The organism is Pseudomonas protegens, from assembly GCF_003732485.1.
Classification (GTDB): Bacteria; Pseudomonadota; Gammaproteobacteria; order Pseudomonadales; family Pseudomonadaceae; genus Aquipseudomonas; species Aquipseudomonas protegens_B.
Genome location: NZ_MOAK01000080.1, coordinates 472,896 through 485,428, shown reverse-complemented (window position 1 = coordinate 485,428; position 12,533 = coordinate 472,896). Strand labels below are relative to the sequence as shown.

Sequence of the window (12,533 nt, the reverse complement as noted above, 5' to 3'; positions counted from 1 at the left end):
TTGGCACCTTGCTCGACCACGCCCACCCGGCCTATCAGAAACTCATGGCGGGGCAGGGTTATGTCGGCCGGGCCCTGCTGTTCGAGCGTTTCTACATGACCCAGTACACCCCGGTGCTGGATCGCGCCGGCAAGGTGATTGCCGTGCTGTTCGTTGGTTTTGACTACACCGACGCGCAGAACACCCAGTTCGACAACCTCAAGCGCTTCCGCATCGGACACAGCGGCTCCCTGGCCTTGCTGGACGAGCAGCACAAATGGCTGGTGCCGCCGGCGGGGGTGCAAGGCCTGGATCAGGCCGCACAGGTCATGACCGATGCGGCGAAGGAGCCGGGCAAGGGCCGCTTCTGGAGCGACCAGGGCGAAGACTTCTACAGCCTGGCGGTACCTTTTGCCGGGGGGCCCTGGTCGGTGGTGGCGAGCATGCCCAAGGCCGAGATCCGGGCGGTGACCTGGAGCGTCGGCATCCGCCTGGTGATCGGCAGCCTGTTGGCGATGTTGCTGGCGGTGGGTGCCACGGTCTGGCTGTTGCGCAGCAAGCTGGCGCCCTTGAGTGATCTGGTGCTCCAGGCCCAGGCCCTGGGCGGTGGCGACCTGAGTGCGCGGTTGAATGTGTCCAGCCACGATGAGATTGGCCAACTGGCTCGCAGTTTCAACCAGATGGGTGAAGCCTTGTCGACCATGGTCGAGCACATCCGCCGTTCTGCCGCTGAGGTCAACGGCCGGGCCCAGGCCTTGTCCGGCCTGTCCAGCGGTGCCTATGAAGGCATGGAACAGCAGTCGGGCGAGATCACCAGCATGGCGGGGGCGGTGGAGGAGTTCAGCGCCACGTCGCTGAACATCGCTGACAACATGGGCAGCACCCAGCGCCTGGCCCAGGAAAACGCCCAGCAGACCCATATCGGCCGCGAGTCCATGGAGCAGGCGTCATCGTCCCTGGAGCAGATTGCCGGGGCGCTCAACAGCACGGCTACGGTGATCAATACTCTGGGCCAACGCTCCCAGGAAATCGGTGGAATTGTCGGGGTGATCACCGCGATTGCCGACCAGACCAACCTGCTGGCCCTCAACGCCGCCATCGAGGCGGCCCGTGCCGGCGAGCAGGGTCGCGGCTTTGCCGTGGTGGCGGATGAGGTGCGCAACCTGGCGTCGCGTACCCGCGAGGCCACGGACGAAATCTCGCAGATGATCAACAGCATCCAGCAGGAAACCGGCCACGCCATCGAGACCATGGAGCAGGGCAACCGACTGATGCAGGAAGGCTTGTCGCGCAACGCCGACGTGGCTTCGGCCCTGGCCCTGATCGACGAGCAGAGCCGCAGCGCCGGCGAGCAGTTCGCCGCCATCACCACGGCCACCCAGGAGCAGAGCAGCACCGCCACGGTGCTCAGCAGCAACCTGCAGAGCATTGCCCAGGCCAACAGCGAGCAACGGGAAGTGGTGTCCAACCTGGCAGTCACTGCCCGCGAACTGGAAACACTGGCCGCTGACCTGCGCCAGGAAGTCGACCGCTTCCGCTGACAATGGCCCTTTCGCCCCGCAACCCTGGGTTGCAGGGCGAATGTTGCAATGACGCTTGATTCGACTAAAACAGATGAGCAGCGATTGGCCCTTCAAGGACTTCTCTTTCAGCAGGAGCTGGCATGACTCATCTCACTCGTTCTGTCTCGCGCGTACTCGCTCTGTCGGCACTGTTGCTCAGCCAGATGGCTTTCAGCGAGGAAAGCCCGGCGTTCATTGCCCCGGCAACCTGGAGCACGCCGTTCAACGGCATTGCTCAGGTGGCCTGCCATAACTGCTACGAGAAGCAATATGCGCGCACCTTCACCAGTGTGCTCGACAGCGTGCGCACCCTGGAGCTGGACTTCTGGGACCAGCGCGATGCCGTGACCGGCGGTTCGCCCCGCCACTGGTTCGTGCGGCACAACCCCGGCACCCTGTTCCAGTCCGGCAATGACAACAACTGCACCGGCGACGGCACGGGCAAGAACGATCTCGAAGCCTGCCTGAACGACGTCAAGAACTGGAGCGACAATCACCCCGGGCATTTCCCCATCACGGTGATCCTGGACAAGAAGCAGGGTTGGTCCAAGGAAAGTTCGGGGCGCACACCGAAGGACTTCGACGAGCTGATGACGCGGATTTTCCAGGGCAAGCTCTATACCCCCCAGGATCTGGCGACGCACATAGGCAGCAGTGCCGGGGCCTTGCAAAAAAACCTCAAGGGCAAGTCCTGGCCCACCGCGAGCCAGCTGCAGGGCAAGGTCCTGCTGGTGCTCAATCACTCGGAGAACCAGAAGCTCTCCCAGTACGCCGAGGCCCGGACCTCCAGCGCCAAGGTGTTCATCTCGCCGGTGACCAATGGCCAGAACGATGTCAGTGGCAAGGTCAGTGGCATGTCCGAACAGTCATCCGGCTATGTGGCCATGAACAATATGTCCAAGGGTGACAAGAAGTGGGCGATCCAGGCCTTTGCCTACAGCCACATCGGCCGGGTCTGGGGAGATGACGGGGTGTCTTTCACCCAGCACATCAGCGAGAAGATCAACCTCTCGGCGTACTACAAGTTCGCCGAGCAGAACGCCGGCGGCTATCGCATCCGGCCGTTCTGAGGTTTACCGGGGCTCGGTCGGTTCACCCAGCCCCGGGTCCACGCGCTTGCCGATGTCCCGCAGGCGCGCCAGTTGATCGACCATGGTCGGGGCCTCGTCAACGCTGCTGACGAAGGTCCACAGGTAAGTCATCACCGCATACACATGCCCGGCCTTGACCTCGGGTGACAGCGCCAGCTGACTGATGGCGATGACGAACAGAATCGCTGCCACGGCGCCCAGAAACAGATAGGCCGCCGCCTCCCGGTCCGAGAGCCAGATGCGCAGCCGCGACAGCAGCCGATAGTGGCGCTGCAGCGAGGCGGCGCCGACCTTGGCCACCAGGCCGATTTCCTTTTCCAGCCGATCGTTCAGGCGTTCGTGCAACTGCTGATTGCGCCGTGCAAAGTGCGGCAGCAGGGTGACGCACAGCAGCAGGGCTCCCAGGCAGGCAAGGCCGATCCAGGGTTCGATCACCAGCAGCATGACCGCGGCTCCGACAATCGATACCAGGGCGGTGGCGATGGTCGGCACATGCTTTTCGAAGAAGTCGACGAACTCCCTGGCCAGTACCACCCGCGCCGCTGCCGTGGAAGTGTTTTGCTGCTGCAGACGCTGATTGAGGATCACCGGCACCGCCAGGTCGGCGTAGATGCGAGTGAAGGTTCGGGTGTCCACCGCTCGCCGCGCGGCCCCCACGACCCAGAAGCCCAGTACCACCAGGGCGTAGATCAGCGCGTGGGTGGTGTCACCCCGCAGGATCGAGTCCACGGCGAATCCGGCAAACAGCGGGTAGGCCAGCAGCAGGGCGTTCTCTAGCGCCACCAGGGACAACGTGACAAACAGCTTGCCCGGGTACGCCCGGGCAATGGCCTTGAGTGTTTGGCCGGCGGATTGCTGACCGATCTTTTGAGTCGGGTCGACGACAGCGGATGGGGTGACGACAGACATGGGTGCACCACAGGTGTGACAACGGTTAGTATTGAGCGACTGCTCAATTATCTTTGAGCGACTGCTCAAAATGCAAGCGCCGTCCATCTCGGCGTCAAGAGGTCCGATTGCCCATGTCCCGTAACGACCGTAAAGACCAGATCATCGATGCGGCCCTGGAGCTGTTTCGCAACAAGGGCTTCGCCGATGTTTCGACCCGTGACCTGGCCGAACATGCCGGGTTGTCTCGCAGCCATGTCTATCACTACTTCAGCGATTGGAAGGAACTGCGCCGCGAAGCCTTCATACGTTTTGCCAATCAACAGCTGGAGGCGTTGGGCGCACCGCTGCAAGGCGCCGCGCCCCTGGAGGCCCTGCAGGGTTTTCTCAGCCATTGCCTGCCCGATTCCACCTATGACGGCTGGGCGCTGTGGTTGGATGCCTGGGACGAGGCCATGCATGACGAGGAGCTGGCCGAGGCCTACCTGAAGATCAACGGCCAGTGGCAGCAGATGCTGGCAACGATCGTCGACAGTGGTGTGCAGTCCGGAGTGTTTCGCTGTGCCAGCCCCGAGCGGGTGGCGCGGCAGCTCTTCGCCCAGGCCATGGGCTACGCCGATGACCTGCTGCTGCGGGCCTCGCCCGAGGCCGCCGCGGCTGCCCTGGATGAAGTCCTGGAGGTGGCGGGGTTGCTGCTGGGTTTCCAGGACTGAGGGGGTGAGCGGGAGTGATTGGATCTTGTAGTCGTACTGCGATTTTGCAGCTTGCTGAAACGATTCTTCAGCGCTATAAATCCATTACAACTCCAATAAAGGCACCCTTCCATGACCTCCCTCAAACTGCTTGTCACCCTCGCTGCGCTGACCGCCACTTCCCACGCGATGGCCTGGGACTATGTGTTGCTCGACAGCGACAAGGCTGCCGAGAATTTGCACCTCACCAGTCAGCAGTTGGGGGTGAAGACCCCGCAGCCTTTTTCCGTGACCCTGCGCACCTTGCATGGCGGTCGCCAGGAAGGGGTGAGCATCATCGACATCGACAATGGCGTGATGAAGCTCTCGGTGGTGCCGACCCGGGGCATGAATGTGTTGCAGGCCTCGGTGGGCGATGTGCGCCTGGGCTGGGATTCACCGGTCAAGGAAGTGGTCAACCCGGCGTTCATCGAACTCAATGGCCGTGGTGGCCTGGGCTGGCTGGAAGGCTTCAATGAGCTGGTGACGCGCTGCGGCTACGAGTGGGTCGGGCACCCTGGCCTGGACAATGGCGAGCTGCTGACCCTGCACGGCCGCGCGGCGAACACTCCTGCCAGCAAGGTCACTCTGCACATCGACGAAAAACCGCCATACGCCATTCACTTGCGGGGCGAGCTCAAGGAACAGGCGTTCAAGAAGGTCGATTTCAGTGTCGCCACCGAACTGGTCACCGAGCCTGGCAGCACCCGTTTCACGCTCAATGACCGGTTGACCAACAACGGTGATTATCCCAAGGAGTACCAGGCGCTGTACCACAGCAACTTCAGCACGCCGTTCCTTGAGCAGGGGGCGAAGTTTGCGGCGCCGGTGAAGCAGGTCTCGCCCTTCAACGACAAAGCCAAGGCCGATCTGGCGGACTGGCAGACCTATCGCGGCCCGACCCGCGACTACGACGAGACCGTCTACAACGTCGTGCCCTACGCCGACACCCAGGGCGAGACCCTGGCGGTGCTGCATAACAAGGCGGGCAGTCTCGGCGTATCGCTGGGCTTCAATACCCAGCAGTTGCCGGTGTTCTCGCTATGGAAGAACACCGACACCCAGGGCCAGGGTTATGTGACGGGGTTGGAACCGGGCACCAGTTTCTCCTACAACCGTCGCTATCAGCGTCCGCTGAACCTGGTGCCGACCATCGGCGCCAAGGAGCAACGGCAATTCCAGATCCGCTACAGCCTGCTGGCGGACAAGGCCGCTGTGGATAATGCCCTGAGTCTTGTCAGTAAGATTCAGGATGGGCGCCAGACCGAAGTGCGCCCCACGCCGCTGGTGGATCTGTCCAAGGAGTGACCCTTCAACTTGTGCTCGGCCGATAGTGCAGGGCTTCTGCCAGATGCTCGCGGTTGATCCGTGCCGCCTGCTCGAGATCGGCCAGGGTCCGGGCCACCTTCAGCAGGCGGTGGGCGGCTCGTAGCGACAGGCCCAGGCGTTCGCAGGCCGCTTCCAGCCAGCGTTCGTCTGCCGTGGATAACCGGCAATGGCGCCGTAGGCCGGGGAGGTCGAGATGGGCATTGGCGCAGCCCTGGCGTTGCCGTTGCAGCTCGCGAGCTTGAGCCACCCGGGCGGCCGCGCTGGCGCTGTCGTCTCCCGGTTGCGGCTCGGGGTTCAGGGCGGTGGCTTCGCGGGCCACGGTCAGGTGCAGGTCGATGCGATCCAGCAAGGGGCCGGACAGCTTGTTGCGATAGCGCTGGATCTGTTCCGGCGTGCAGCGGCATCGTCCGCTGGGATCGCCAAGGTAGCCACAGGGGCAGGGGTTCATGGCGGCTACCAGTTGGAAGCGCGCCGGGAACTGCACCCGGTCGCGAGCGCGTGCGATGACGATCTGGCCCGACTCCATGGGCTCGCGCAGAACCTCCAGGACCTTGCGGTCGAACTCCGGTAATTCATCGAGAAACAACACGCCGTGATGGGCCAGGGTGATTTCTCCCGGCTGTGGTTTCGAGCCGCCACCCACCAGCGCAGGGCCGGATGCCGAATGATGGGGCTGGCGGAAGGGGCGCTGCGGCCAGTGGCGCAGGGGCTTGTGGCTGCTCACCGATTGAATGGCTGCGACTTCCAGGGCTTCGTCTTCCTGCAAGGGTGGCAAAAGGCCGGGCAAGCGACTGGCCAGCAGGGTCTTGCCGGTGCCGGGCGGGCCGTTGAACAGCAGGTTGTGGGCGCCGGCGGCAGCGATCAGCAGGGCGCGCTTGGCGGCCAGTTGGCCCTGGACTTCCCGCAGGTCGGGGTAGGGCGAGTGATTCTCCTGCAGGCCGCCGCTGGCGTAAGGCGGGAGGGGCGCGTGACCATTGAAGTGGGCGACGGCCTCCAACAGATGGTCTACGGCGATCACCTCCAGACCCGAGGCCAGGCAGGCTTCCTCGGCATTGGCCCGAGGCACCAGCAGGGTGCGTCCGGCCTTGCGGGCCGCCAACGCGGCCGGCAGCACGCCGCGCACTGCTCGCACCGCGCCGGACAGGGCCAACTCGCCCAGGCACTCGATGTTGTCCAGCGCCAGGGCCGGCACTTGCACGCTGGCGGCGAGGATGCCCAGGGCGATGGCCAGGTCGAATCGTCCACCGTCCTTGGGCAAATCTGCCGGAGCCAGGTTGAGGGTGATGCGTCGCGGCGGGAAGTTGAATCCGGCGTTGAGGATAGCGCTGCGCACCCGGTCCTTGCTCTCCTTGACTGCGGCTTCCGGCAGCCCGACCAGGGTCAGGCTCGGCAGGCCGTTGGCCAGGTGCACTTCAACGCTGACAGCCGGAGCCTGTACGCCCACTTGGGCACGGCTGTGGATGATTGCCAGGGACATGGGGAGATCTTCCTTGAGACAGCGGGAACCGCGTCCTGCGGTGCTGCAAGGATAGATGAGGGCTTTGGCGGGAGGGGGCTTTGAATGCGCACAGGATATGTCGCCGGCGCTGCGGTCTTGGCTGGCAAGCCGGCTCCAGGTTTGCAGGAGCCGGCTTGCCGACGAATCGCGGGTTCAGCTCATTGCGCTGCCGGATTGAGCCGGGCTTCCAGCTCCGCCACTTTGGCTTCGAGGCTTTCCAGGCGTGCCCGGGTGCGGGCCAGGACCACCATCTGGCTGTCGAATTCTTCCCGGCTGACCAGGTCCAGCTTGCTGAAGCCGCTTTGCAGCAGGGCCTTGAACTGGCTTTCGATTTCATTGCGAGGCAGAGGTGTTTCACCGCTGAGCAAACGCGAGGCGTGGCCGCTCAGGGCATCGAGAAGGTCTTTGGGCGCAAGCATGGGAGTGTCCTGAATAGCAGATGGGCCGCAGTGTATCACGCACGGCTCAAGGGCTTGGTGATGCCCGGTCTGCACGTTTTTCGCGCATCCGGGCGGGCGCTCACGCACCGTTATTGTGCGTATCCGCAGTGCCGATCTGTGGCAAGCCCGGGCGGCCCTGGGCAAAGGATTGAAATCACTGATTTTTCCCGAGCTGGCAAGCTTTCTGCTTAGACCCTGGTGACCCATGCACTGATGCAGTCGCTGTGACGAATGCAGTGCGGCAGGCGGAGCGGGGAGTGTTTCGTCAGAAGCGGTTAGCTGGCGTCGGTCTGGCTGAGGAAGGCCGACGATGCGTTACAAAGCCAGGCACTGCGCTTAGACTTGAGTCGGGTTTGTTTTCCTGGGGCAAGTCCACCAATTCGGGAGAGAGTTTCATGAAGCTAGTCACTGCCATCATCAAGCCGTTCAAATTGGACGACGTGCGCGAGTCGCTGTCCGAGATCGGCGTGCAGGGCATTACCGTCACTGAGGTCAAAGGCTTCGGCCGGCAGAAGGGTCACACCGAGCTGTATCGCGGTGCGGAGTACGTGGTGGATTTCCTGCCCAAGGTGAAGATCGATGTCGCTATTGACGACAAGGATCTTGACCGGGTTATCGAGGCGATAACCAAGGCCGCCAACACCGGCAAGATCGGTGACGGCAAGATCTTCGTGGTCAATCTGGAACAGGCTATTCGCATCCGTACCGGCGAAACCGATACCGACGCAATCTAAGCCGCCAAACCCAACGCCCCAGGAGAAAACAATATGACTCTGCGTAAATTCGCAGGGCTAGGAGCCCTTTTGTCCCTCGTAATGCCTGGCCTGGCCATGGCGGCAGACGAAGTGGCGGCTCCAGTCCTCAATTCCGGCGACACCGCCTGGATGCTGACTTCCACAGCCTTGGTGCTGTTCATGACCATTCCTGGCCTGGCGCTGTTCTACGGCGGCATGGTGCGGTCGAAGAACATTCTTTCGGTGATGATGCAGTGCTTCGCCATTACCGGCCTGATCAGCATTCTGTGGGTCATCTATGGCTACAGCATTGCGTTCGACACGACGGGCATGGAGCAGGGTGTCGTCAATTTCAATTCCTTCTTCGGGGGCCTGGGCAAGGCTTTCCTGGCGGGCGTGACCCCGGCCAGCGTAACTGGCCCGGCGGCGCTGTTCCCTGAAGCGGTGTTCATCACCTTCCAGATGACTTTCGCCATCATTACCCCGGCGTTGATCGTCGGTGCCTTCGCCGAGCGGATGAAGTTCTCCGCCATGCTGATCTTCATGGGCGTCTGGTTCACCCTGGTGTATGCACCGATCGCGCACATGGTCTGGTCCGGCAACGGCGGCCTGATGTGGGACTGGGGCGTGCTGGACTTCGCCGGCGGCACCGTGGTCCACATCAACGCCGGTATCGCAGGCCTGGTGGCTTGCCTGGTACTGGGCAAGCGCAAAGGCTTTCCTACCACGCCAATGGCTCCCCACAACCTGGGCTACACCCTGATGGGCGCGGCCATGCTGTGGGTCGGTTGGTTCGGCTTTAACGCCGGTTCCGCCGCTGCGGCCAACGGTACTGCCGGCATGGCCATGCTGGTGACGCAGATCGCTACCGCCGCCGCCGCCCTGGGCTGGATGTTTGCCGAGTGGATCACCCACGGCAAGCCAAGCGCACTGGGCATCGCCTCGGGTGTGGTCGCCGGTCTGGTGGCGATCACTCCTGCAGCCGGCACTGTCGGCCCCATGGGGGCTCTGGTCATCGGTCTGGCGGCGGGCGTGGTGTGCTTCTTCTGCGCTACCAGCCTCAAGCGCAAGCTGGGTTATGACGACTCTCTGGATGCTTTCGGCGTTCACGGTATCGGCGGCATTCTCGGCGCGATCCTCACCGGTGTATTCGCCGCTCCATCCCTGGGCGGCTTCGGCACCGTGACCGACATTGCCGCGCAAGTCTGGATTCAGTGCAAAGGTGTAGGCTTTACCGTGATCTACACCGCGATCGTTACCTTCATCATTCTCAAGGTCCTGGATGCCGTCATGGGACTGCGGGTTACCGAGGAAGAGGAAGCGGTCGGCCTCGATCTGGCGCAACACAACGAGCGTGGTTACAACCTGTAATCGCGGCTGAAAAAACGCCCGGCTCCGGCCGGGCATTTTTTTGCCTGGCGTTTGTCATTGAGAAAGGCTGAAAGGTTTTTCTGATAGGCATTGGCGTGTTTGCCATGGCGATATCCAGCAGGGCAAATGCTTACACTAAAGCAGGATTATTCGGCGCTTTGTTTTTTCCCTGAGCGCGCTAGAATGCGCGCCGAAGCGTGGAGAACGGTATGTGGCAACAGACCCTGATTACCCTGCGGGCCAGGCCCCGGGGCTTTCATCTGGTGACGGACGAGTTGCTCGCCGGCCTGCCTGAGTTGAGGGCATGTCGGGTTGGTCTGCTGCATCTATGGCTGCAACATACCTCGGCCTCGTTGACCATCAACGAGAACGCCGATCCGGCGGTACGGCGTGACTTCGAGCGTTTCTTCAACACCCTGGTGCCTCAAGGCATGGCCGGGTACGAACATGACGACGAGGGCGCGGACGACCTTCCGGCGCACTTCAAGGCCAGTTTGCTAGGCTGTCAGCTGACTTTGCCGGTAGCGGCGGGGCGCTTGGCGCTAGGCACCTGGCAAGGTGTTTATCTGGGCGAGCATCGCGATCATGGCGGTGCTCGCAAAGTCCTTGCCACCCTGCAGGGTGATGAGGCATAAGCCGCTGAGTATCAGTGGACGTTGATTTTTTTCCGGCAGCCTTCGACAGTCGGCGCAGCTGGGCTATAACTAATCTGCTTTTCGCAAGTCATGAGGTAGAACATGAGCGACGATGATCTGGAAAACGACGACCTCGAAGTAGGTGACGAAGACGATACCGAAGAAGGTCTTGAAGCGGCCGCCGAAGATGTGGCGGAAGACGATGGCAGTGATGTTCCTGCTCCGACCGCCAAAGGCAAGGCCAAGGCCGCCGTCTCGGTAGACGAGCTGCCGAGTGTCGAAGCCAAGAACAAGGAGCGTGATGCACTGGCGCGTGCCATGGAAGAGTTCCTCGCCCGTGGCGGCAAAGTGCAGGAAGTCGAGGCCAACGTGGTCGCCGACCCGCCCAAGAAGCCTGATAACAAGTACGGCAGCCGGCCTATCTGAGCCTGCTACTTGCTTGCTGAAAAAGCCCGCCGTCGCTGCGGGCTTTTTCATGGGCGCGTGCCGGGTAAATGGCGCCGCGTGGCAGCGGTCGCGAGCAAGCTCGCTCCTACAGAGCGAGCCGCATCAGGCGCCGCTGTGCCAGCGGCCCAGCAGTGCTGGCAGTTCTTTGAGGCTGCGGATCTCGGCATCCGGCGCACGCTCGGCTTCCCAGGCCTTGCCCGCAGGATTGAACCAGATGGCCCGCAGGCCCGCTTGCTGGGCGCCGGCAATGTCATCACCCGGATGATCGCCGATGTGCACGGCGGTATCGGCAGTTGCGCCACCGCGCTGCAGGGCTTCATGGAATAGTCGGGCGTCCGGCTTGGCGATACCGATGTCCTCGGCGCACAGGGCAAACTTGAAGTAGTCCGCCAGGCCCAGGCGGCGCACGTCGGCATTGCCATTGGTGACGACCCCGAGGGCGAAGTGATTAGCCAGGGCCTCGAGGGTCGGCTGGACCTCGGGAAAGATCTCCAGCTGATGCCGGGCATGCAGGAATACTTCGAAGCTCTGATCGGCCAACTGGTTGGCTTGGCTGTGCTCATACCCGGCTTCTTCCAGGGCATGAAACAGTACCTGGCGGCGCAGGGCGCTGATCCGGTACTTGAGGTGTGGTTGTTCGAGCAGCACGCGCTCGCGAATGGTCCACAGATGTTCCACCGGTACGCCGCCAAGATTCGGTGCATGCTCGGTCAGCCACTGCCGCAGGGTGGCTTCGGCGCTGACAATCACGGGAGCGGTGTCCCACAGGGTGTCATCGAGGTCGAAGGTGATCAGCTTGATGGTCATTACTCACCGCCTTTGTTGCGTTTGGCCCGTGGATGGGCGCTGTCGTAGACCGCTGCCAAGTGCTGGAAGTCCAGGTGGGTATAGATCTGCGTGGTCTTGATGTCCGAATGCCCCAGCAGCTCTTGCACGGCTCGCAGGTCCTGGGAGGATTCCAGCAAATGGCTGGCGAAGGAATGGCGCAGCATGTGCGGGTGCAGGTTCTGTCCCAGTTCGCGCTCGCCGGCAGCCTTGACCCGCAGCTGGATCGCCCGTGGCCCCAGGCGGCGGCCCTTCTGGCTGACGAACAGGGCGCCATCGGGCGGGTTGCTCAGGGCTCGCAGCGGCAGCCACAGCGCCAGGGCTTCCCGGGCCTTCTTGCCCACCGGCAGCACACGGGTCTTGCTGCCCTTGCCCAGGACCTGCACCAGGCCGTCCGCCAGATCCAGCTGTTCGAGGTTCAGGCTGGTCAGCTCGGAAAGACGCAAGCCGCAGGAGTAGAACAGTTCCAGGATTGCCTGGTCGCGATGGGCCAGGAAGTCGTCTTCCACCGCACCGTCGAGCAGTTGCAGGGCACGATCGGTATCCAGGGTCTTGGGCAGGCGACGTTCGCCCTTGGGCGGCGCCAGGCCGTTGGCCGGGTCGTGATCGCACAGCCCTTCGCGGTTCAGGTAGTGGTAGAGCCCGCGCACTGCGGACAGTAGGCGTGCCAGGCTGCGCGATGACTGACCTTGCTGGTGCAGGCGGGCAATCATGCTGCGCAAGCCCTGGATATCCAGGTCGGTCCAGCTGCGAACCTGCTGCTTTTCACAGAACCCCAACACCTTGTCGAGATCGCGACGGTAGGCCAACAGGGTGTGGGGCGACACCTGGCGCTCACTGCGCAGGTGCGCGCAGTAGGCGTCCAGCTGCTGTTGCATGGTCAGCGTACCGAGCGCAGCGAGTGGGTGAAGCGCGGCAGCACGCGGCCTGTGACTTCGGCGATGTAATTGAGGAACAGGGTACCTACCGAGCTCTTGTAGTGCTGCGGATCACGGCTGGCGAT

General features: G+C 62.8%; 14 protein-coding genes. 8 read left to right on the top strand and 6 right to left on the bottom strand.

The window, feature by feature from the left end:
• Both BLX41_RS23545 and BLX41_RS23540 read left to right on the top strand, forming a co-directional pair.
• The coding region (locus BLX41_RS23545) for a methyl-accepting chemotaxis protein (RefSeq protein ID WP_148059771.1) at window positions 1-1,520 on the top strand (1,520 nt) is incomplete at its 5' end.
• 122 nt (window positions 1,521-1,642) lie between these two features.
• A complete protein-coding gene (locus BLX41_RS23540) occupies window positions 1,643-2,611 on the top strand; it encodes a Ca2+-dependent phosphoinositide-specific phospholipase C (RefSeq protein WP_123726812.1) in 969 nt (322 codons plus the stop codon).
• Between the two features lie 3 nt (window positions 2,612-2,614).
• Here BLX41_RS23540 and BLX41_RS23535 read toward each other — a convergent pair whose 3' ends face one another.
• Window positions 2,615-3,541 (bottom strand): ABC transporter six-transmembrane domain-containing protein, encoded by a 927-nt coding sequence (locus BLX41_RS23535; protein WP_185073736.1) that lies wholly within the window; start codon window positions 3,539-3,541, stop codon window positions 2,615-2,617.
• A gap of 113 nt (window positions 3,542-3,654) precedes the next feature.
• On the opposite strand from BLX41_RS23535, the gene BLX41_RS23530 reads away from it, so the two are divergent.
• Together BLX41_RS23530 and BLX41_RS23525 are read left to right on the top strand one after the other, a co-directional pair.
• Window positions 3,655-4,233, top strand: coding sequence for a TetR/AcrR family transcriptional regulator (locus BLX41_RS23530; RefSeq protein ID WP_123726810.1), 579 nt, complete (start codon window positions 3,655-3,657; stop codon window positions 4,231-4,233).
• A gap of 111 nt (window positions 4,234-4,344) precedes the next feature.
• Window positions 4,345-5,559, top strand: coding sequence for an aldose 1-epimerase family protein (locus BLX41_RS23525; protein ID WP_123726809.1), 1,215 nt, complete (start codon window positions 4,345-4,347; stop codon window positions 5,557-5,559).
• Window positions 5,560-5,563: 4 nt separating this feature from the next.
• On the opposite strand, the gene BLX41_RS23520 is transcribed toward BLX41_RS23525, so the two are convergent.
• Together BLX41_RS23520 and BLX41_RS23515 are read right to left on the bottom strand one after the other, a co-directional pair.
• The gene (locus tag BLX41_RS23520) at window positions 5,564-7,057 is read right to left on the bottom strand and encodes a YifB family Mg chelatase-like AAA ATPase (RefSeq protein WP_123726808.1); all 1,494 of its coding nucleotides are present in this window, start codon (window positions 7,055-7,057) and stop codon (window positions 5,564-5,566) included.
• 179 nt (window positions 7,058-7,236) lie between these two features.
• Window positions 7,237-7,497, bottom strand: coding sequence for an accessory factor UbiK family protein (locus tag BLX41_RS23515; RefSeq protein WP_072451854.1), 261 nt, complete (start codon window positions 7,495-7,497; stop codon window positions 7,237-7,239).
• A 416-nt stretch (window positions 7,498-7,913) separates the two neighbouring features.
• Here BLX41_RS23515 and glnK point away from each other — a divergent pair, with 416 nt between their 5' ends.
• From glnK to sutA, 4 genes are all read left to right on the top strand, one after another.
• Entirely contained in the window at window positions 7,914-8,252 is a 339-nt protein-coding gene (glnK, locus tag BLX41_RS23510) for a P-II family nitrogen regulator (protein ID WP_002555808.1), read from the top strand.
• A gap of 33 nt (window positions 8,253-8,285) precedes the next feature.
• Entirely contained in the window at window positions 8,286-9,623 is a 1,338-nt protein-coding gene (locus tag BLX41_RS23505) for an ammonium transporter (protein WP_123726807.1), read from the top strand.
• A 209-nt stretch (window positions 9,624-9,832) separates the two neighbouring features.
• Window positions 9,833-10,258, top strand: coding sequence for a secondary thiamine-phosphate synthase enzyme YjbQ (locus BLX41_RS23500; RefSeq protein ID WP_123726806.1), 426 nt, complete (start codon window positions 9,833-9,835; stop codon window positions 10,256-10,258).
• Window positions 10,259-10,360: 102 nt separating this feature from the next.
• The gene (gene sutA / locus BLX41_RS23495; protein WP_123726805.1) at window positions 10,361-10,684 is read left to right on the top strand and encodes a transcriptional regulator SutA; all 324 of its coding nucleotides are present in this window, start codon (window positions 10,361-10,363) and stop codon (window positions 10,682-10,684) included.
• A gap of 123 nt (window positions 10,685-10,807) precedes the next feature.
• Here the strand turns inward: sutA and BLX41_RS23490 are convergent, their stop codons facing one another.
• The 3 genes from BLX41_RS23490 to BLX41_RS33840 all read right to left on the bottom strand — a co-directional run.
• Window positions 10,808-11,512, bottom strand: coding sequence for an HAD family hydrolase (locus BLX41_RS23490; protein ID WP_123726804.1), 705 nt, complete (start codon window positions 11,510-11,512; stop codon window positions 10,808-10,810).
• Window positions 11,512-12,408 carry a tyrosine recombinase XerC gene (xerC, locus tag BLX41_RS23485; protein WP_123726803.1) on the bottom strand — a complete coding sequence of 299 codons (897 nt, stop codon included), beginning with the start codon at window positions 12,406-12,408 and terminating at the stop codon, window positions 11,512-11,514. The genes BLX41_RS23490 and xerC overlap by 1 nt, the downstream gene beginning before the upstream one ends.
• Before the next feature lie 2 nt (window positions 12,409-12,410).
• Window positions 12,411-12,533 (bottom strand): DUF484 family protein (locus BLX41_RS33840; RefSeq protein ID WP_185073734.1); only part of this gene is annotated, 123 nt, incomplete at its 5' end.

Bases quoted from the DNA above. Each gene is read 5' to 3' on its own strand.
- BLX41_RS23525 (WP_123726809.1), top strand. From the start codon at position 4,345: ATGACCTCCCTCAAACTGCTTGTCACCCTCGCTGCGCTGACCGCCACT.
- BLX41_RS23500 (WP_123726806.1), top strand. From the start codon at position 9,833: ATGTGGCAACAGACCCTGATTACCCTGCGGGCCAGGCCCCGGGGCTTT.
- BLX41_RS23520 (WP_123726808.1), bottom strand. From the start codon at position 7,057: ATGTCCCTGGCAATCATCCACAGCCGTGCCCAAGTGGGCGTACAGGCT.
- BLX41_RS23490 (WP_123726804.1), bottom strand. From the start codon at position 11,512: ATGACCATCAAGCTGATCACCTTCGACCTCGATGACACCCTGTGGGAC.
- BLX41_RS23515 (WP_072451854.1), bottom strand. From the start codon at position 7,497: ATGCTTGCGCCCAAAGACCTTCTCGATGCCCTGAGCGGCCACGCCTCG.
- xerC (WP_123726803.1), bottom strand. From the start codon at position 12,408: ATGCAACAGCAGCTGGACGCCTACTGCGCGCACCTGCGCAGTGAGCGC.
- BLX41_RS23530 (WP_123726810.1), top strand. From the start codon at position 3,655: ATGTCCCGTAACGACCGTAAAGACCAGATCATCGATGCGGCCCTGGAG.
- BLX41_RS23535 (WP_185073736.1), bottom strand. From the start codon at position 3,541: ATGTCTGTCGTCACCCCATCCGCTGTCGTCGACCCGACTCAAAAGATC.
- BLX41_RS23505 (WP_123726807.1), top strand. From the start codon at position 8,286: ATGACTCTGCGTAAATTCGCAGGGCTAGGAGCCCTTTTGTCCCTCGTA.
- BLX41_RS23540 (WP_123726812.1), top strand. From the start codon at position 1,643: ATGACTCATCTCACTCGTTCTGTCTCGCGCGTACTCGCTCTGTCGGCA.
- glnK (WP_002555808.1), top strand. From the start codon at position 7,914: ATGAAGCTAGTCACTGCCATCATCAAGCCGTTCAAATTGGACGACGTG.
- sutA (WP_123726805.1), top strand. From the start codon at position 10,361: ATGAGCGACGATGATCTGGAAAACGACGACCTCGAAGTAGGTGACGAA.